16 protein-coding genes are annotated in these 18,383 nt (G+C 70.8%); 12 read left to right on the forward strand and 4 right to left on the reverse strand.

Annotated elements, in window-relative coordinates; all coding sequences use genetic code 11:
• Positions 1 to 14: 14 nt before the first annotated feature.
• A complete protein-coding gene (locus tag KU893_RS14930; protein WP_218235170.1) occupies positions 15 to 1,565 on the reverse strand; it encodes a sulfatase family protein in 1,551 nt (516 codons plus the stop codon).
• A complete protein-coding gene (locus KU893_RS14935; RefSeq protein ID WP_218235171.1) occupies positions 1,562 to 2,599 on the reverse strand; it encodes a formylglycine-generating enzyme family protein in 1,038 nt (345 codons plus the stop codon). The genes KU893_RS14930 and KU893_RS14935 overlap by 4 nt, the downstream gene beginning before the upstream one ends.
• 68 nt (positions 2,600 to 2,667) lie before the next feature.
• On the opposite strand from KU893_RS14935, the gene KU893_RS14940 reads away from it, so the two are divergent.
• The 8 genes from KU893_RS14940 to KU893_RS14975 all read left to right on the forward strand — a co-directional run bounded on the left by KU893_RS14940 (position 2,668) and on the right by KU893_RS14975 (position 11,995).
• Complete coding sequence (locus tag KU893_RS14940) at positions 2,668 to 3,828, forward strand: endonuclease/exonuclease/phosphatase family protein (protein ID WP_218235172.1); 1,161 nt, start codon at positions 2,668 to 2,670, stop codon at positions 3,826 to 3,828.
• A 153-nt stretch (positions 3,829 to 3,981) separates the two neighbouring features.
• Positions 3,982 to 5,388, forward strand: coding sequence for a phospholipase D-like domain-containing protein (locus KU893_RS14945; RefSeq protein WP_218235173.1), 1,407 nt, complete (start codon positions 3,982 to 3,984; stop codon positions 5,386 to 5,388).
• Positions 5,389 to 5,484: 96 nt separating this feature from the next.
• Positions 5,485 to 6,528 carry a hypothetical protein gene (locus tag KU893_RS14950; RefSeq protein ID WP_218235174.1) on the forward strand — a complete coding sequence of 348 codons (1,044 nt, stop codon included), beginning with the start codon at positions 5,485 to 5,487 and terminating at the stop codon, positions 6,526 to 6,528.
• Positions 6,525 to 7,487: a glycosyltransferase family 2 protein gene (locus KU893_RS14955; RefSeq protein WP_218235175.1), complete on the forward strand. Its 963-nt coding sequence runs from the start codon at positions 6,525 to 6,527 to the stop codon at positions 7,485 to 7,487. Before KU893_RS14950 ends, KU893_RS14955 begins: the two co-directional genes overlap by 4 nt.
• A 28-nt stretch (positions 7,488 to 7,515) precedes the next feature.
• A complete protein-coding gene (locus KU893_RS14960; RefSeq protein ID WP_218235176.1) occupies positions 7,516 to 9,048 on the forward strand; it encodes a LicD family protein in 1,533 nt (510 codons plus the stop codon).
• 36 nt (positions 9,049 to 9,084) lie between these two features.
• Complete coding sequence (locus tag KU893_RS14965; protein ID WP_218235177.1) at positions 9,085 to 9,294, forward strand: DUF6752 domain-containing protein; 210 nt, start codon at positions 9,085 to 9,087, stop codon at positions 9,292 to 9,294.
• 17 nt (positions 9,295 to 9,311) lie between these two features.
• Positions 9,312 to 10,394 carry a hypothetical protein gene (locus KU893_RS14970; protein WP_218235178.1) on the forward strand — a complete coding sequence of 361 codons (1,083 nt, stop codon included), beginning with the start codon at positions 9,312 to 9,314 and terminating at the stop codon, positions 10,392 to 10,394.
• A 239-nt stretch (positions 10,395 to 10,633) separates the two neighbouring features.
• Complete coding sequence (locus KU893_RS14975) at positions 10,634 to 11,995, forward strand: hypothetical protein (protein ID WP_218235179.1); 1,362 nt, start codon at positions 10,634 to 10,636, stop codon at positions 11,993 to 11,995.
• Positions 11,996 to 12,048: 53 nt separating this feature from the next.
• Here KU893_RS14975 and KU893_RS14980 read toward each other — a convergent pair whose 3' ends face one another.
• Entirely contained in the window at positions 12,049 to 12,336 is a 288-nt protein-coding gene (locus tag KU893_RS14980) for a hypothetical protein (protein ID WP_218235180.1), read from the reverse strand.
• A 149-nt stretch (positions 12,337 to 12,485) separates the two neighbouring features.
• On the opposite strand from KU893_RS14980, the gene KU893_RS14985 reads away from it, so the two are divergent.
• Both KU893_RS14985 and KU893_RS14990 read left to right on the forward strand, forming a co-directional pair.
• Positions 12,486 to 13,682 (forward strand): acyl-CoA dehydrogenase family protein, encoded by a 1,197-nt coding sequence (locus KU893_RS14985; RefSeq protein ID WP_218235181.1) that lies wholly within the window; start codon positions 12,486 to 12,488, stop codon positions 13,680 to 13,682.
• The gene (locus KU893_RS14990; RefSeq protein ID WP_218235182.1) at positions 13,679 to 14,728 is read left to right on the forward strand and encodes a MaoC family dehydratase; all 1,050 of its coding nucleotides are present in this window, start codon (positions 13,679 to 13,681) and stop codon (positions 14,726 to 14,728) included. The genes KU893_RS14985 and KU893_RS14990 overlap by 4 nt, the downstream gene beginning before the upstream one ends.
• A 3-nt stretch (positions 14,729 to 14,731) precedes the next feature.
• Here the strand turns inward: KU893_RS14990 and KU893_RS14995 are convergent, their stop codons facing one another.
• Positions 14,732 to 15,235 (reverse strand): DUF6174 domain-containing protein, encoded by a 504-nt coding sequence (locus KU893_RS14995; RefSeq protein ID WP_218235183.1) that lies wholly within the window; start codon positions 15,233 to 15,235, stop codon positions 14,732 to 14,734.
• A gap of 180 nt (positions 15,236 to 15,415) precedes the next feature.
• Here KU893_RS14995 and KU893_RS15000 point away from each other — a divergent pair, with 180 nt between their 5' ends.
• Together KU893_RS15000 and KU893_RS15005 are read left to right on the forward strand one after the other, a co-directional pair.
• Positions 15,416 to 16,903 (forward strand): ABC transporter substrate-binding protein, encoded by a 1,488-nt coding sequence (locus KU893_RS15000; RefSeq protein WP_218235184.1) that lies wholly within the window; start codon positions 15,416 to 15,418, stop codon positions 16,901 to 16,903.
• Positions 16,904 to 16,921: 18 nt separating this feature from the next.
• Positions 16,922 to 18,379, forward strand: coding sequence for an ABC transporter substrate-binding protein (locus KU893_RS15005; RefSeq protein WP_218235185.1), 1,458 nt, complete (start codon positions 16,922 to 16,924; stop codon positions 18,377 to 18,379).
• Positions 18,380 to 18,383: the final 4 nt, after the last annotated feature.

Below are 18,383 nucleotides of genomic sequence, written 5' to 3' on the forward strand. Positions count from 1 at the left end.
ACCGGCCTGCGGCGCTACTTCATGAACGTCCGCGGGCAGGTCGCGCCGGCGCAGTCCTTCGTCTCCAGCCACAGCTTGCGCAGCTCCTGGCGGATCGCCTTGTAGCGGGGGTCGCCGTAGAGGTTGTAGAGCTGGTACTGGTCGTTCTTCGTGTAGTAGAGCTCGCCGCGTCCCTTGTGGCCGCGGACGTAGGTCCACGGGCCCACGATGACCCCGGTGTAGAGCGGGTCGAGGCCGCCCTTGACCGGCCATCCGGAGATCGGCACGACGCGCCGGGTGGCGTCGCTGTCGAGCCACGGCATCACGTCGACGCCGTCGGCGTCGCGGTCGAGCGTCGCCCCGGCCAGCGCGGCGAAGGTCGGGGCCCAGTCGACGTTGGTGACCGGCGCGTGGCTCGTCGTACCGGCGGGAAGGCCCGGGCCGCGGATGAACATCGGGATGTTGATGGCGTCGCGGAAGTACCAGAGCTTGCCGTTGAGGTTGTGCTCGCCGACGTAGAAGCCGTTGTCCGAGGTCACCACGACGTAGGTGTTGTCGAGCTGCCCGGTCTTCTCCAGGGTGTCGACGGTGCGCGCGATCGCGCGGTCCACGGCCTGGAGCGCCTCGACCCGTTGCTGGCGCTCCTCGCGCAGTGCGGCCCGGCGCTTCTTCGACCACTTCTGGCGCGCGGCGCGGATCAGCGCCTTGTCGCTGGGATCGGCCTCGAACATCTCCGGAGTGGTGTCGAGGTCGAGGTCCTTGAACGTGTCGCGGTCGCGCTTGTCGGGGACCGTGGTCGAGATGCCGTCGGGGTCGTCGTCCTCGTGCGGGCTGCCGTGGTGCGGCGCGACGTAGTTGACCCACAGGTACCAGGGCTGGTCGCTGTCGGCGTGGTCCTCGATGAGTTCGTTCGACTGGTCGCTGAGCAACGTCGTCGAGTAGGTGTCGTAGTCCTTGATCTTGCCGTCGACGAGCAGCTGCGGGTGCTCGAAGTCGTAGGTCGCGAAGTCGACCGTCGGGCGCCACACGCTCCAGCCGGGCGGCTCGTGGTGCACCTCCTGCTTGGTGTAGCCGTTGAGGTACTTGCCGACCATCATCGTGTCGTAGCCGGCTGCCTGGAGGCTGACCGGCATCGTGTCCTCGTCGTCGAACGACCGGTAGCCGCCGCCCTCGCCGCTGATCGTGACGGCGCCGTGGTTGCGGGAGTACTGGCCGGTGAGCAGCGAGGCCCGGGCCGGCACGCAGATCGGCGTCGGCGCCAGCCCGTCGGCGATGGTGACCCCCTCGCCCGCGATCACCTCCTGCAGGTGCGGCATGAACTGCATGTCCTTCATGGCCGCGTCGTCCATGGTGATCATCAGCAGGTTCGGCTTCTCCGGCGACGCCACGGGCGCCGGCGTCGCGTCCGGGCCGAGTACGACGTCCTGCGGCGTCGGGGCCGCGACCGACGCCTGCTCGGCCGGCGGCCGGTACTTCACCACCGGCGGCCGCGGTCCGGCGTCGCCGCCACCACCGGAGCACGCGGCGAGCACGCTCGCGCTGAGGACGGCGGCAGTGGCCAGGCGGAGGCGGCCGGGGCGAGTCACGCGTGGTTCTCCTTGTCAGTCGCGACGTCGGTCACGGCGTCCGTTGCACTGTCCGCAGCACAGCGGAAGCCGAGGTTCGAGGCCGTGGAGTCCGGCGGAGCCGCTGAGCGGGCAGCGACCCGGTAGCGGTTGCAGTACGAGTCGTGGCACAGGAACGAGCCCCCGCGCATGACGCGGACCGTACCAGAGGCGGGACCGCGTGGATCGCGGGTCGCGCGGGCGTCGTACGCCGTCGGGTCGAACCAGTCCGAGCACCACTCCCACACGTTGCCGACCATCTGGTGCAAGCCGTACCCGTTGGGTCGGTACGCCGTCACCGGGGCCGTCGTCGTCCAGCCGTCCGCGGCGGTGTTGGTGGCCGGGAAGCTGCCCTGGAAGATGTTGACCTGCCACTCCTCGCCGGTGTCCCCGGCCATCAGCTCGTCCCCCCACGGGTAGCGCTTCCCGGCGAGGCCGCCGCGGGCGGCGTACTCCCACTCGGCCTCGGTGGGCAGCCGGCGCCCGGCCCAGCGGGCGTAGGCGAGCGCGTCGTCGTGGGAGACGTGGACGACGGGATGGTCGGCGCGGTCCTCGATCCCGGAGCGTGGGCCCTCGGGGTGCCGCCAGTCGGCGCCGCGGACCCCGACCCACCACGGGGTGGCGGGGGAGTAGCCGAGCACGTCGGCGACCTTCGCCGCGACATCGGTGTGGAACACCGCGGAGTAGCCCTCGGCCTCCGCGGTGGTCCGGTGCCCGGTCGCGTCGACGAAGGTCGCGAACGCCGCGTTGGTCACGGTCGTGGTGCCGAGCCGGAAGGCGGACACCTGCACCTCGTGGACCGGTCCTTCGCCGTCGCCGGCGTAGCCGTCGCCGAAGTGGTCGCCCAGCGCTGCCCGGCCGCCCGGGATCGCCGCCAGGAGGGTCGGGTCCGCTCCGGGGACGCCGCCCGACGGCGTGGTCGCGGGGCCGGCGAAGGGGGCGACGGTCAGGCCCACCGGGGTGGAGGGTCCCGCGGGGACGCAACACGGGCGCTGGCCCGACGGCTGGATGGACATCGCCGACCAGTGTGCCGCAGCATGCGAAGAGGCCCGGCTTCCTGGCTTCGTCGTTTACGATTCCTCACGTGGAGGAACAGGGGAGGCGTGGTGCCCGCGCGGGCAAGCGGCTGGCGCCTGCCGTCTCGTCCGTCGACATGGTCGTCACGCTCGTGGCGGTCGTCGTGGTCCTGGCCGGGCTCAGCGTCTCGCTGATCTTCCCGCCGGACGAGCCGGACACCCCGGTGGCCCACGAGGGTCGCCGCGACACGTCCGGGACGACGTCGGCCGCGCTCGCCAACGACATCCTCGCCCCGACCGACACCGCGACGGGCGAGGCCGGCGGTGTCCTGGTGCCGCCCCTGGCGATGGAGGCCGAGCGGCAGTCCGCCCAGCTCGTCTGCCAGGCGCAGATCGGGACCACCCAGTTCACGGCGCTCTCCTACAACATCAAGTCCGCCCGGGCCGGCAGCCTCGACCGCCTGCTCGGCGTGATGGAGCGCTCCAAGGCGACGGTCCTGCTGCTGCAGGAGGTCGACTACAAGCGGCGCAGCACCGGCAGCGTCGACCAGGCGGGCTGGTTCGCGGAGCGCCTGGGCGGTTGGGGCTCCGCGTTCGGTCGCAACGTCACCTTCGGCGACGGTCTCTACGGCACGGCGGTGGTGTCGAAGTACCCGATCCTCTCCTCGGAGAACACCCCGCTGCCCAACATCGGCCGCGCGCAGCCGCGGGGGCTGCTCCACGTCGTGATCGACGTCGAGGGCGTCGAGGTCAGCATCTACAGCACGCACCTCGACAACACCTCGGCCAACATCCGCACCGCCCAGGCCAGCCGGATCTCCAGCATCCTGGCCGCGGACCCGCGCCCGAAGATCCTGGGCGGCGACATGAACACCTGGCCCAACTCCGGTCCGGAGCGGATCCTCAGCTCGCGGCTCAGCGACAGCTACGTGGTCGCCGGAAGCGGCGGTGGCGCCACCCACCCCGCGAGCCGGCCGCGCACCCGCATCGACTACCTCCTGTACGGCGGCCCCGACCTCACGGCCACCAGCTCCGTCGTCATGTCCGAGGGCGGCTCCGACCACCTCCCGGTGCGCGCCGACTTCACCCTCGGCGGGATCAAGACGGAGAAGTGCAGCGGTGACGCCAAGGCCCGCCCCCGCGACGCGGGCAAGGCGAAGGGCAAGCCCACGGGTCCGGCGTCCGGCCAGGCGTCGGGCATCGCGAGCAGCGACGCCGCGACCGACTGAACTCGATCGCGAACGCCTCGTGGAGGCGGGTTTCGGCCTGGTCGGGTGGGTATAGTGCCCGCGTCAAGGGTCGAGATTCGCGTGCATCCCTAGGAGGGCTGCCTGCTTCGGAACCCGGTCAGTTCTCGGGCGGAGTGGGTAGGAGTCAGGCACGTGGGGAATGTGTGGGGCATGCGGGCGGCAGCGGCGCGGGTCCGGGTGGTGGCAGCGCTCGTCGCGCTCCTGCTCGCCGCCGGTCTGCTGGTCGCCGGTCAGGGCAGCCTGAGCGCGGCTGATGCGGCTCCGGCCACGGCGTCGAGCCAGGTGGCCGGTGCGGTGGCCGCGAAGCGCAAGCCGGACCCGACTGCCGTCGTCACGCCGGGGATCACCTTCAACCATCCGTTCAAGGCGGCGAAGCGCGGCGCGATCCAGCGCAAGATCATCAAGACGGTGCGCAACGTCGAGGCCGGCCAGACGATCCGGGTCATGACCTGGAACTTCGACTCGCCGCTGCTCGCCGGCAAGCTGATCGCGGCCCACAAGCGCGGCGTCTCGGTGCAGGTCATCATGGCGCGCGGGCTGGCCAAGGCGCAGGGCATGCACCGCTCCTACGGCGTGCTGCTCCGGGCGCTCAAGAAGGGCAACGCCGACCGTCCGCGCGAGCTGCGCAGCTGGATCCGGACCTGCACGGCCACCTGCCGCGGCAAGGGCGGCGCCATGCACAGCAAGATGATGCTGGTCAGCAGGTCGGGTGCCAGCAACTGGATCGTGATGCAGGGCTCGGGCAACCTCACCGGCGCTGCCGCCGTCCAGCAGTTCAACGACTGGACGACCACGACCGACAACCAGGCCCTCTACGACGGCTGGATGACGATGTGGGAGCAGGCGAAGAAGGACAAGAGCTTCCCGTCGCTGCAGTTCACCGTCCCCAGCACCACCATCCCGGGCGCCAACATCACCACGATGTTCGCCCCGCACCGCAGGGACACGGACCCGCCGCTGCGGGTGCTCAACAAGGTGCAGTGCCACGGCGCGAGCAACACCGCCGACGGCCGCACCAAGGTCCGTGTCGCCAACGCCGTGTGGGGCGACGAGCGCGGCGCCCGGATCGCGCAGAAGGTGCGCGAGCTGCACTTCCAGGGCTGTGACGTGCGGGTCGTGTTCATGATGATGTCCGGCAAGATCCGCAGCATCCTCGCGCCCGTCCCGGCGAAGCAGATGGTCTACATCACCGGCGCGACGGCCAACAAGTTCAAGGACCGCTACGTCCACCTCAAGGGCCTCGCGGTCCAGGGCAACCTCGACGGCAACCCCGGTGCGAGCGCGGTGCTGTCCAGCAGCGAGAACTGGACCCAGCTCGGCTGGTTCTCCGACGAGCACGACATCATCTTCTGGGACGACGCCGCGATGGCGACCAAGTACAGCAACTGGGTCGACATGATCTTCCGGACGGCGCCGCGCACGCTGGCCAACTACGTCAACTCGGCCGACCCCGACCCGGTGGTCCGGGTCCGGCCGGGCAGCGAGTACCTCAGCCCGAAGGACTACCCGTTCCACGAGCTCGAAGCCGAGCTGGACTGACGACACGGACCCGGCCCGGGTCGCTGCCGACCAGGCGGCGGCCCGGGCTTCGGGCGCCAGGACCCCGTCGACCACCACGAGACCGAGAGGGCGGACATGGCTCAGCGAGTGGTGCTGCACATCGGCACCATGAAGTCGGGAACCAGCTTCCTGCAGAACGTGCTCGGCGAGAACAAGGCGGTGCTGGCCGAGCGGGGCGTGCTGTTCCCCGGTCGCCGCTGGCGCCGTCAGGTCCGTGCCGTCAAGGAGCTGATCGGCCACGGTGGACCCGGGCAGCCCCCGATGCCGACCGACGGGATGTGGCAGGAGCTGGTCGCCGAGATCGAGGCCTGGCCCGGTACGGCGGTCGTCTCGATGGAGTACCTCGCCCCGCGTGACGAGAAGCAGATCCAACGCATCCGCAAGACCTTCCCGCACAGCCGGGTCGAGGCCGTGCTGACCTGCCGCGACCTGGCCCGCAACGTGCCCGCGATGTGGTTGGAGTCGGTGCAGAACGGCGGCGTCACGGGGTGGGACGACTACGTCGCCGCCCTCGGCGCCCGCAAGGACGCCACCGGCTCCGCGGCCCGCTTCTGGCGCCACCAGGACGTGCCGTCGATCGCCGCCCGCTGGGCCAAGGCGCTCGACAAGGGCGCGCTGACCCTGGTCACCGTGCCGCCCTCGGGAGCCCCCGGCGACCTGCTGTGGCGCCGCTTCGCGGAGGTGCTCGGCATCGACGCGCACGGCATCTCGCTCGACGTCCGCAGCAATCCCAGCATCGACCTGCCGAGCGCGCTGCTGCTGCTCGAGCTCAACCGTCGCTTCCGCCCCGACGGCAGGGGCGAGCTGCCGCCGTTCTACGACCGGCTGGTCAAGCACCAGCTGGCGAAGCGGGGGCTGTCGCTGCGCCAGGGCGGCGGCCAGCGCCTCGGCTACGACGACCCGTGGGCCGCTGCCCTGGGCGAGGAGCAGATGGCCCGGCTCCGCAAGGGCAAGCACCGGGTGGTCGGCGACCTCGACGAGCTCCGACCGCTCCCCGTGCGTGGGCTGCAGCCGGCCGACATCCCTGCCGAGGAGGTGCTGGCCGCGGCGCTCGACGCACTCCAGGTCGCCCTCACCAAGTGGAGCACCGCCGGACGTGGACGGGGGGAGCAGGAATGAAGTGGCGCGGACGTCGCGAGACGGATGCGGCGCCGGGGCCCGGCCCCGCCGCGACCGACCGGCCCTCGGGTGACGGCCTGCCGCGGGTGGCGGCGATCACCATGAGCCGCGACAGCGGGCCGGTGCTGCGCCGCTGGGTCGAGCACTACCAGCGCCAGCTCGGTGCCGACGACGTCTTCGTGATCGACGACCACAGCGTCGACGGCTCGGCCGACGACCTGCCGTGCACCGTGCTGCGGCTGCCGTACCTCGACAAGTACCCCTTCGAGCCGTCCCGGATGGGCATCCTCAGCGGCCTGGCGAAGTCCCTCCTGTTCGCGTACGACGCCGTGCTGCTCGCCGACGCCGACGAGTTCGTCGTCGCCGATCCTGCCAAGCACGCCTCGCTGCGCCACTTCGCCGCGGCCCGCACCGGGACCGACGTCGCGGGCGTGCTCGGCTACAACGTCATCCACCGGGTCGGGGTCGAGCCCGAGCTGGACTTCGACGCCCCGTCGCTGCTGCGCCAGCGGGAGTTCGCCCGGTTCACGCCGCTGATGTGCAAGCCCGCCCTGAAGTGGGTCGACGCCGACTGGGCGCATGCCTCCCACGGCATCCGGCACCCCTTCGAGCCTGACCCCGAGCTGTTCATGTTCCACTTCAAGTTCGCCGACCTCGGACAGCTCGAGCTGCTCGCCGAGCACCGTCACCAGGCGGCCGTCGTCGAGGGCCGCGCGGTGAAGTCCAGCTGGAGCCGGCCGACCGACGAGATCGTCGAGGCGCTGCGCACTGCTGCCGCGCAGGTCGAGCAGGCCGTGGCGCAGGGCGAGCTGGGCAGGTTCCGACCGGGCCCGAAGCGGATCCAGTCGATCGTGCAGAACGAGGGCGACCTGTGGCGGGCCACGGGCGCCGGCCAGCACCACGCCCTGGTGAGGCCGCCGTACGTCCGGATCCCCGACGAGCTGCGCGACCTGGTGTGAGGGGCGAGTGGACATGGAAGGGGCGGAGATGACCGATCTGGCTGTCGCCACCGTCGACGCCGAGGGCCTGGTCCTGCGCGGCGTCGCGGAGGATCGCGCGCTCGACGTGCTCTTCGACGAGCGTCGGATCTGGTCGTTCTGGTCGGTGCGCGACACCGAGCCGAGCCCCAGCGGCGCGGAGGGCGAGCGCCGGATCGCCTGGCCCGAGCGGATGCTGCGCTTCCTCGACGGCCCGACCCGGCTGCGGGTGCGCGACCACGTCGCGGGCACGGTGGTGCACGACGAGGAGACCACCTTCGGCACCGGCTCCGAGCGGATCGCGTTCGTCAACAAGCAGGGTCTGCCGATCGCACTCGACAAGTCCGGCCGGTTCCACCCCGAGTTCTCGGTGCGCAGCGGCGACCAGCTCGAGCCGCTGCTCGAGGCGATGCACCTGGTCATCGCGATCCTCGAGGAGGAGGGGATCGCGGCGTTCCCGGCGTACGGCACCCTGCTCGGCGCCGTGCGTGAGCAGGACTTCCTCGGCCACGACTCCGACGCCGACCTCGGCTACGTCTCGCGCCACCTCGCTCCGGTCGACGTCGTGCGGGAGTCCTTCCGGCTCCAGCGGGCGCTGGTCGAGCGGGGGATGGCGACCTTCCGCTACAGCGGGGCGGCCTTCCGCATCGATGTCGAGGAGAGCGACGGGTCCGTGCGCGGCCTCGACCTGTTCGGTGGCTTCTTCCCCGGTGACGGCAAGCTCTACCTGATGGGCGAGGTGGGCGTGGAGTTCCGCGAGGAGTGGATCTTCCCGCTGTCCACGGTGACCCTCGCCGGCCACGAGTTCCCGGCGCCGGCCGAGCCCGAGCGGCTGCTCGAGGCGATGTACGGGCCGCACTGGAAGGTCCCGGACCCCGCGTTCAAGTTCGAGACCTCTGCGGAGGTCAAGATGCGGCTCGACAACTGGTTCCGCGGTCTCTCGCCGTACCGCCGCGACTGGCAGACCGACCCGGCCCATCGCAAGGGGGACGTCAACGCGCCGGCCTCCGACCTCGCGCTGGGCCTCGCGGCCGACATCCCCGAGGGAACCCACGTGCTCGACGTCGGTGCCGGGCGGGGGAGCGACGCCCTGCACCTGGCCCGCCAGGGCTTCCGCACCACGGCCTACGACTACGTCCCGCTCACCTTGCGCAAGGCCGCCCGGGTCGCCGGGCGCGAGGGCGCGGCGCTCGAGGTCCGGATGATCAGCCTCACCCAGCTCCGCTCGGTGCTCGGCGAGGGCGCCCGGGTCGCGCGCCAGGCCGGGCCGCGGGCGATGCTCGCGCGGCACGTGCTCGACGCGACGACGGAGCGCGGTCGGGAGGGACTGCTGCGCTTCGCAGCGATGACCCTGCGCGGCGGCGGCCGGCTGCACGCCGAGTTCGCCACGGGCGAGGGCGAGGCCGGCCCGGGTTTGTATCCTGTCTCACTCGACGGGGTCGTGGCGTCGATCGAACGGTTCGAAGGATCGGTCGTGTCGACGGACGTCGAGCCCGGTGGCCCGGACCGCGCCGGGCGGGCCGTCGTGGTCGCCCAGTGGTGAGTGCCCGTGGTGATGTCTATGCGTGAAGAAGAGAAGATGAGCCAGAATCGCTGGAACCTGTACGCCACCGTCCGCTCCCAGCGGCTGCGGATCGAGGCGCTCGAGACCGAGGTCGCCGAGCTGCAGCGCCACTACGTGCGGATGGCGGAGCTCGTCGACGTCGTCCAGGAGCTGCTGATCCCCGTCACCCAGCGCGACGAGGCCAGGATCGCCGAGGCGATCGAGGCGTTCGACAAGAGCCTGTGAGCTCGCGGTCACCCGTCATGGCACGACGCGTCTTCGTCCACATCGGGCTGCCCAAGACGGCCACCACCTATCTCCAGACCATCCTCTGGTCCTCCCGGGACCGGCTGCTGGAGGACGGCGTGCTGCTCCCGGGGCTGGGTCGCTTCGACCACCTGTGGACCAGCCGGATCGTCCGTGAGGATCCGCGGCTGCCGAAGGCGTCCGAGGAGCACCGCACCGCCTGGGCGCGGCTCCAGGCCGAGATCGCGGCCCACGACGGCGACGCGCTGATCACCCACGAGTTCTTCGCCGCCGCCAGCGCCGACCAGGCCAAGCGGATGGCCGAGGCACTCGCGCCCGCCGAGGTGCACGTCGTGGTCACCGCGCGCGACCTGCTCGGGCTGTTCACCGCCAGCTGGCAGGAGAGCCTGAAGAACCGCGGCACCGCCTCGATGGCCGACTACTCCCGCGAGGTGTCAGAGGACCCCCGCGACGTGTGGAACTGGCGCACGCTGGACCTCCACCTGGTGCTCCAGCGCTGGTCCGCGGCCGTCGCCCACGAGCGGATCCACGTGCTCCCGCTCGACACCTCCGCCCCGCGCGAGGAGATCTGGCACCGGTTCGCCGGCCTGCTGGGTCTGCGCGCCGACGCCTATGACCTGAGCCAGTCCTTCCCCAACGAGTCGATGGGCGTGGTCGAGGCCGAGGTGCTGCGCCGGGTCAACGAGCACCTGGTCGCCCGCAAGTCGCTCGGCGCCGCCCGCGACCGCGGCATGTTCATCCGCACCTTCCTCGCCGACGAGCGCCTGGTCCCGCGCCGGGGCGAGAAGTTCTGGCCGCAGCCCGACCGGATCGAGGAGTGCCGGCAGCGCAGCGAAGCAACCCTCGCCTACCTGCGCGCCCATCCGGTCGACGTGGTGGGCGACCTGAGCCGGCTCGAGATCCCCGCCGAGCTGCCGGCCCGTCGTACGCCGGACACGGTGACCGAGGCCGAGGTGGCCGAGGCCGCCACCGACCTGGTCGCCATGATGCTCGCCGACGTCCGCGAGCTCCGGGTCGCGCCCCGCGTCGAGCCGACGTCCGGCAAGCGCGGCCTGCTCGGCGCGTTGCGCCGTCGCTGACGCGGCGGCACGCCCGAACCGCTCAGCTGTGCCTCCTGCCGGCCGAAGGTCCGCGGGAAATCGCGCGCATTCTTCCTTTCTGGGACCGGTCTATTTCCGAACAAATTACACCGGTGTGATTTATCGAATTACATCTTTGTAGTTTTTCGCGCCGTATTGCCATGGTGAAGTTGTTACTGATGTGATTCCTGAGGAAATTGTTCGCTCGGTGCATTTCGCGCCGTGAATCGGGAGGTCCCATGCGCACGCAGAGCTCGCTTCGATGGCTTCGCGCCCTACCGGCGACCGTCGTGGCGCTGTCGGTCCTCGCGACCCTCCTGGTGCTCGCCGCGGCCGGTACGGGCGGCGGCCGCGCCGACCTGGAGCGCACCGCCGCGGCGGCCGACCCCGGCGCGGCCGGCGGGGTCCGCCTGGTTCAGGCCAACATCAAGTCCGGCATGTCGCTCGAGCGCACCGCGGCCGACCTCGGCCAGGTGTTCGCCCAGCTCCCGGACTTCATCACCTTCAACGAGGTGTCCAGCCGGCCCGACGCGCTGCTCGCGCCCCCGGGCTACGCCATCCAGCGCACGCCCGGCACCTACACCGGCGCCACCGCCGTCGTGTGGGACGCGACGCGCTGGACCAAGCTCGCGGCCGGCACCTACAACATCAGCAACGTGTGGGGGAAGTCGCGCAAGCAGAAGGTGCACTGGGGCGTGCGGTACGCCAACTGGGCTACGCTGCGCAACGCGGAGGGCCGCACCGTCTCGGTGGTGTCCGTGCACTTCGCGCCGATCACCAAGTACACGCCCGGCATCACCCTGCCGTCGTACCAACGGCTCTCAGGGCTCGCCCAGAGCCTCTCGGCGAGCGGCCCGGTGCTGATGGCCGGCGACGTCAACGTGAACTTCCGCAGCGGCGCCTACCCGCGCAACGAGCTCGCCGCCATGGGCCTGGTCAACGTCTTCGACCTGTTCGGAGTCGCCCCGGCCACCCACGACAGCGGCGCGGTCATCGACCACGCCTACCTGTACCAGGGCGACCCGCTGCTGCCGGTCACCAACCTGACCACCGCCGAGCTCTACTCCGACCACAAGATGCTGACGGTCGACCTCGGCAACGTGGGCCCGCGCGCCGGTGCGTTCGCGCCGGGCTGGAAGTCCAACCAGGGCGACGCCAACGCGACCATGCGCCTGGTGCGCGACGCTATCGACCAGGCACCGCCGGGCTCTGCCCTCCACCTCGCGACCAAGCAGCTCGGCGGCAAGGGCGTCTACCGCGCGATCGTGAACGCCCGCGCCCGCGGCGTCGAGATCCAGATCATCACCGGCCACCGCAAGGTCACCGACCTGGACCGCAAGCTCGCGAAGCTGCTCGGCACCAAGAAGAAGCACAAGTCCTGGGCCAAGCGGAAGTCGAGCTGGAGCCAGTACGGCCTGCCCAAGGCGCTCGTGCTCGCCAGCACCTCGGGCGGTACCCGCGCCGTGCGGATCGACTTCAACCGGGCCTGGGTCGGCAAGGAGCAGAGGCGCGCCGGCTCGACCGCCCAGATCCGCTCCGACCAGTTCGGCTACGACGAGATGTTCCTGCGGTTCTTCGCGGCGGTGGGCCGCACCCTCTGAGGACCTGACCGGGGACCTGACCTGCAGGCGGGGTCGTGGGGCGTGAGGACGCCCTACGGCCCCGTCACGGTCTTCGCCGCGGCCACGCCGCGCTTGACCGCGGCCGAGGCCACCTGGGAGGCGAGCTGGCCGGCGACCTTGAGCTGGTCGCCCACCTGCTGGGTGGCCGCGAGCGGGGCGAGCAGCCTGTCGGCGCGGGTGAGCAGGCCGTCGGCCCGTTCGACGACCCGGTCGAGGTCCGCGACCGCGGCGGTGAAGGCCGCGACCGAGGCGCTGAACTCGCGCAGCGCGGCGCTCAGGTCGGCGTCGGACGAGGGGGCCGGGGCGTCGTACTCGGGCATGGCGACAAGGCTAGGGCGTGGTGCGGGGCGGACTTCCGCACCGCCCGGTGACGTGCCTCACGTCACGGTCTCGCCCCCCGTTCGGAGGGTCCTGGCGTCGCTACCCGCGGGTATTGTGCGGTCCGGCAACACCACTGAAAGGGAACGTGATGACCCGGCTTTGTCAGACCGAAGGCCTCACCGAGGACCAGTCCGAGATCCTGAAGGCCGTGCGGGTCTTCGTGGACGAGCAGATCATCCCGGTCGCCCAGGAGCTCGAGCACTCCGACACCTACCCGCAGGAGATCGTCGACGGGCTCAAGGAGCTCGGCGTCTTCGGCCTGACCATCCCCGAGGAGTTCGGCGGTCTGGGCGAGTCCCTGCTGACCTACGCGCTGGTGGTCGAGGAGATCGCCCGCGGCTGGATGAGCGTGTCGGGTGTCATCAACACCCACTTCATCGTGGCCTACCTGCTCATGCAGCACGGCACCGAGGAGCAGAAGGCCAAGTACCTGCCCCGGATGGCGACCGGCGAGGTCCGCGGCGCGTTCTCGATGTCCGAGCCGGGTCTCGGCTCCGACGTGTCGGCCGTCTCCACCAAGGCCACCAAGCAGGCCGACGGCTCGTACTCCATCACCGGCCAGAAGATGTGGCTGACCAACGGCGCCAGCTCCACGCTGGTCGCGCTGCTCGTCAAGACCGACGAGGGTGCCGAGTCGGTCTACAAGAACATGACCACCTTCCTCGTCGAGAAGGAGGCCGGGTTCGGCGAGACCGCCCAGGGCGTCACCGTCCCCGGCAAGATCGACAAGATGGGCTACAAGGGCGTCGAGACGACCGAGCTCATCCTCGAGGGTCACCAGATCGGGGCGGACCAGATCCTCGGCGGCGAGCCCGGCAAGGGCTTCTTCCAGATGATGGACGGCGTCGAGGTCGGCCGCGTCAACGTCGCCGCCCGCGCCTGCGGCCTGGCCTGGCGCGGCTTCGAGCTCGGTGTCGCCTACGCCCAGCAGCGCAAGACCTTCGGCAAGGTCATCGCCGAGCACCAGGCGGTCCTGTTCCGGATCGCGGAGATGGCGACCAAGGTCGAGACCGCGCACAACATGATGGTCCGCGCGGCCCGCCTCAAGGACACCGGCAAGCGGATGGATGTCGAGGCCGGCATGGCCAAGATGGTCGCCTCCGAGTACGCCAACGAGGTCGTCGAGGACTCCTTCCGGATCCACGGTGGCTACGGCTACTCCAAGGAGTACGAGATCGAGCGCCTGATGCGCGAGGTCAAGTTCATGCTCATCGGCGAGGGCACCTCCGACATCCAGAAGATGATCATCGGCCGCCAGCTCCTCAAGGAGTACAAGCTCAAGTGAGCGCCGTCGTGCAGTCGAAGACGAACCCGGGCAACTTCTTCGAGGACTTCGAGGTCGGGCAGGTCATCCGGCACGCGACGCCGCGCACGGTGACCGAGGGGGACCGGGCCGTCTACGGCTCGCTGTACCCGACCCGGTTCGCGGTTCCCTCGTCGGCCGCGTTCGCGGCGTCCGTCGGCCTCGACCCGCACCCGGTCGAGGAGCTGGTCGCGTTCCACATCGCGTTCGGCAAGACCGTCCCGGACGTCTCGCTCAACGCGGTCGCCAACCTCGGGTACGCCGAGTGTCGGTTCCACCGGCCGGTGGTTCCCGGCGACACGCTCAGCACCACCTCCGAGGTGATCGGCCTCAAGCAGAACTCCAACGGCAAGAGTGGCGTGGTCTACGTCCGCTCCACCGCCACCAACCAGCGCGGCGAGGTCGCGCTGGACTGGGCGCGCTGGGTGATGGTCCACAAGCGTGATGCGGGCGCGCCCGCGCCCGAGACCGTCGTGCCCACGCTGGCCCCGGCGCTCGCCGCGGCCGACCTCGTGGTGCCCGCGGGACTCGACTTCTCGTCGTACGACTTCGAGGCGGCGGGCGAGCCGCACCGCTTCGGCGACTACGCCGTCGGGGAGAAGATCGACCACGTCGACGGCGTCACGCTAACCGAGTCCGAGCACCAGCAGGCCACCCGGCTGTGGCAGAACACCGCCAAGGTGCACTTCAACGTCGAGGCCCGTCCCGACGGCCGCAACCTGGTGTACGGCGGCCACGTGATCTCGATGGCCCGCGCCCTGTCCTTCAACGGACTCGCCAACGCTGCGCTGATCGCGGCCATCAACGCCGGTGCCCACACGGCTCCGGCGTTCGCGGGCGACACCGTCTACGCCTGGTCCGAGGTCCTCGACAAGGCCGAGACCGACGCGAGCGGGGTGGGTGCGCTGCGGCTGCGGCTGGTGGCCACCAAGGGCCGCGACGAGTCGATGACGCTGCGCGGTGAGGACGGCAAGTACGCCCCCGGCGTACTGCTCGACCTCGACTACTGGGCCTTCGTCCCGCGCTGAGCCTCACTCCTGCGAGGTGACCTGCACGTCCTTGATCGTGTAGGTCACCTCGTCGTCGATCGCCTGGGCGATCCGGTCGATCATGACCGAGTCCGGGTGGTCCTGGCCGTCGGGCCACCGCACTCTCGCCTTGGCGATGGCCGGCGAGTTGGCCTGCTCGATGATGTCGTCGATGCTCAGCCGGGCGAAGTCGGGTGCCGGCGTACCCGCCCGCGGCCCGTCGAGGGACGTCGCCGAGGTGACCTCGCCGTCGTGGACCACGACCTCGACCGTGCCGGTCTGCGGGCAGTAGCAGAGCACCTCGAGGTGGTAGGTGTAGTCCGGCACGCCGTAGGCCGGGTACGAGGCCGTCCCGGGGGTTCCGGGCGTGCCGGACGCCGTCGCAGTGCCGTCCGGCGTCGAGGCGGCCGCCGTCGGGTCGGCCGCGCGGTCCGACTCGTGGCTGCATGCGGACGCCGTCAGCAGGAGCGGGACGGTGAGGGCGGCGGTCACGGCGGCAAGACGCATGGTGCTCATGATGCCTGGGACGCGCCGCGAGGCCCGCGGGTTCCCCCGCGCCGCCCACTCGGTGCGGCAAGAAACTGAAACAAGTTTCAGTTTGTGCGTGACTCGAGTCACAGTCGGGCGTTGGACCCGTGTGGCCCCTCCGGGCCGCCGACCTGTTGTGCTCCCGAACGAGAGGTGCTCATGCCTCGAACGTCCCGCGCTCGGCGACTGCTCTGCGGCTGCGTCGTCGTCCTCGCCCTCTCCGCCTGCGGCTCCCAGCTGGATCCCTCGACCGTCGCGCAGGTGAACGGCCAGACCGGAGGCGGCGGCTCCGCGCAGAGCGGCGACGCTGCGGTGGTCGGTGACGGCGGTGGCGTCCCGGCCGCCGGTGCTGACGCGGCCGACGGGGGCGCCCCGGCTCCGGCCGACGGCGCTCCGGCCGGCCCTGCCGCCGACGGCGGTGGAGCCGCCCCCGGCGACACGACCACCGGATCCGGCGGCAAGACGAAGGGCAAGGGCTCGCCGACCGGCACCGCGAAGGCGGCCTCGTGCGACGGGTTCAAGAACCAGACCGGCATCACCGACAGCACGATCACGCTGGCCAACGTCGCCGACATCTCCGGACCGGTGCCCGGCATCTTCGAGGCCTCCCAGCAGGCGGCACGGGCCTACGTGGCGTACTTCAACTCCCAGAACACCATCTGCGGACGCAAGCTCGCCATCAGCAACCTCGACAGCCGGGCCGACGCGGGCGCCGACCAGCAGGCCTACACCAAGGCATGCAGCTCGGCCTTCGCCGCGGTCGGCTCGATGGGCGCCTTCGACTCCGGCGGCGCCGCCGCCGCCCAGGGCTGCGGACTTCCGGACATCCGGGCCGCGATGACCACGCCCGAGCGCGCCGCCTGCTCCACCTGCTTCGGCATCTACTCCGTGCGCCCCAACCTGATCGCCGACTCCGGGCCGAAGTGGCTGGCCGCCCAGTACCCCGACGCGGTGAAGAACGTCGGCGTTCTCTACATCAACGGCGGTGCCGCGGTCGTCAACGCGAAGAGCCAGGCCGCCGCGTGGGGGAAGATGGGCTGGAGCGTCAACTACATCCAAGGCATCGACGTCGCGGAGTTCAACTTCGCGCCGTACGTGCAGCAGCTGAAGTCCAAGGGCATCAAGATGGTGGTCTACACCGGGCCCTACCAGAACACCGTCAAGCTGCAGCAGGCCATGCAGCAGCAGGGCTACAAGCCCGACGTGTTCATGCAGGACCCGACGATCTACGACCAGCGCTACATCCAGCAGGCCGGCTCGCTCGCGGAGGGGACGGTCGTCTACTCGACGACCGACCTGTTCGAGAACAAGGCCAATCCCGAGGTCCAGCTCTACCTGTCCTGGCTCAACCAGGTGAAGCCGGGGGCGGTTCCGAACTTCTACGGCCTGTACGCGTGGTCGGCCATGCGGCTGTTCGTCGAGCAGGCGACAACTCTCGGCGGCAAGCTCACCCGCGAGTCGCTGGTCGCGGCGGTCCGCAAGGTCAACGACTGGACCGGCAACGGCGCGCACACCGCGATGCGCGTGGGCACGGCGGAGACCCCGCCCTGCCAGAAGATCATCCAGTACAAGGGCGGCCGCTGGCAGCAGATCTCACCGGGCGCGTGGCTGTGCGGCAGCGTGGTCAACTCGGGTGTGGGTGGCTGACCGGTGACCCGCTCTCGGATGCGCCGAACCGCCGGGGTCCTCCTGGCGCTGCTGGCCATGACGGCCTGCGGGTCCCAGCTGGACCCGGCGACCCTCGCCCCGACGGGTGCGCGGGACGGCGGCACCGCCGGCGAGGCCGGCATCGGTGCCGACACCGGACTCCCGGCCGGCGACGTGCCGGCCGGGGGCGACGTACCGGCTGCGGGCGAGGCACCCGCAGCCGGTACGTCCGGTGGCACGGCCGCCGACCCGGCGGCAGGCAGCACCGGCACCGGCACCGCGGGGAAGAACAAGGGCAAGGGCTCGCCGACCGGAACCGCGAAGGCGGGCTCGTGCGAGGGATTCAAGAACCAGACCGGCATCACCGACGGCACCATCACGCTGGCCAACGTCTCCGACATCTCCGGCCCCGTGCCGGGGATCTTCGAGTCCGCCCAGCAGGCGGCCCGCGCGTACGTCGAGTACTTCAACTCGCAGAACGACATCTGCGGGCGCAAGCTCTCGCTGCTCAACCTCGACAGCCGCGCCGACGCCGGCGCCGACCAGCAGGCCTACGTCAAGGCCTGCAGCGACGCGTTCGCGGCGGTCGGCTCGATGTCGGCGTTCGACTCCGGCGGCGCGGCGACGGCCGACGCCTGCGGCATCCCCGACATCCGCTCGACGATCGTCAACCCCGAGCGGCAGGCCTGCAAGTCGTGCGTGGGCACCTACTCGATCCGCACCAACCTGATCTCCGACCCGGCCGCGAAGTGGCTGGCGGCGAAGTACCCCGACGCGGTGAGGAACGCGGCCTTCCTCTACATCAACGCCGGCGCGGCCCCGGTCAACGCCAAGAGCCTCGCGGCCGGCTACGAGAAGGCGGCCGGCTGGTCGGCGAGGTACATCCAGGGCATCGACGTCGCGGAGTTCAACTTCGCGCCGTACGTCCAGCAGATGAAGGACAAGGGCATCCGCGCCGTCGTCTACTACGGCCCCTACCAGAACACGGTCAAGCTCCAGCAGGCCATGCAGCAGCAGGGGTTCAAGCCGGACTTCTACCTGCAGGATCCCACCATCTACGACAAGCGCTACCTCCAGCAGGCGGGCGCCGTCGCGGAGGGCAGCTACGTCTTCTCGCCCAACGACCTGTTCGAGAACAAGGCCAACCCCGAGGTCCAGCTGTACCTGTCGTGGCTCAACCAGGTGAAGCCCGGCGCGATCCCCAACTACTACGGCCTCTTCGCGTGGTCGGCGACCCGGCTCTTCGTCGAGAAGGCGATCGCGCTGGGCGGCAAGCTGACCCGGGCCTCCCTCGTCGACGCGGTCCGCGCCACCACGGCCTGGACCGGGAACGGAGCCCACACCGCCATGAACCTGTCGACCGGGGCCACCCCGCCCTGCCTGAAGATGCTCCAGCTCAGCGGCGGCCAGTGGTCGCAGGTCTCGTCGGGCACCTACCTGTGCGGCACTGTCGTCGACTCCGGGATCGGAGGCTGATCAC

Source organism: Nocardioides daeguensis (genome assembly GCF_019192965.1).
GTDB lineage: Bacteria > Actinomycetota > Actinomycetes > Propionibacteriales > Nocardioidaceae > Nocardioides > Nocardioides daeguensis.

Excerpts from the sequence above, each read along its gene's own strand:
- KU893_RS14935 (WP_218235171.1), bottom strand. The coding sequence starts at position 2,599 with ATGTCCATCCAGCCGTCGGGCCAGCGCCCGTGTTGCGTCCCCGCGGGA.
- KU893_RS14950 (WP_218235174.1), top strand. The coding sequence starts at position 5,485 with ATGGCTCAGCGAGTGGTGCTGCACATCGGCACCATGAAGTCGGGAACC.
- KU893_RS14955 (WP_218235175.1), top strand. The coding sequence starts at position 6,525 with ATGAAGTGGCGCGGACGTCGCGAGACGGATGCGGCGCCGGGGCCCGGC.
- KU893_RS14960 (WP_218235176.1), top strand. The coding sequence starts at position 7,516 with ATGACCGATCTGGCTGTCGCCACCGTCGACGCCGAGGGCCTGGTCCTG.
- KU893_RS14965 (WP_218235177.1), top strand. The coding sequence starts at position 9,085 with ATGAGCCAGAATCGCTGGAACCTGTACGCCACCGTCCGCTCCCAGCGG.
- KU893_RS14970 (WP_218235178.1), top strand. The coding sequence starts at position 9,312 with ATGGCACGACGCGTCTTCGTCCACATCGGGCTGCCCAAGACGGCCACC.
- KU893_RS14975 (WP_218235179.1), top strand. The coding sequence starts at position 10,634 with ATGCGCACGCAGAGCTCGCTTCGATGGCTTCGCGCCCTACCGGCGACC.
- KU893_RS14980 (WP_218235180.1), bottom strand. The coding sequence starts at position 12,336 with ATGCCCGAGTACGACGCCCCGGCCCCCTCGTCCGACGCCGACCTGAGC.
- KU893_RS14985 (WP_218235181.1), top strand. The coding sequence starts at position 12,486 with ATGACCCGGCTTTGTCAGACCGAAGGCCTCACCGAGGACCAGTCCGAG.
- KU893_RS14995 (WP_218235183.1), bottom strand. The coding sequence starts at position 15,235 with ATGCGTCTTGCCGCCGTGACCGCCGCCCTCACCGTCCCGCTCCTGCTG.
- KU893_RS15000 (WP_218235184.1), top strand. The coding sequence starts at position 15,416 with ATGCCTCGAACGTCCCGCGCTCGGCGACTGCTCTGCGGCTGCGTCGTC.
- KU893_RS15005 (WP_218235185.1), top strand. The coding sequence starts at position 16,922 with ATGCGCCGAACCGCCGGGGTCCTCCTGGCGCTGCTGGCCATGACGGCC.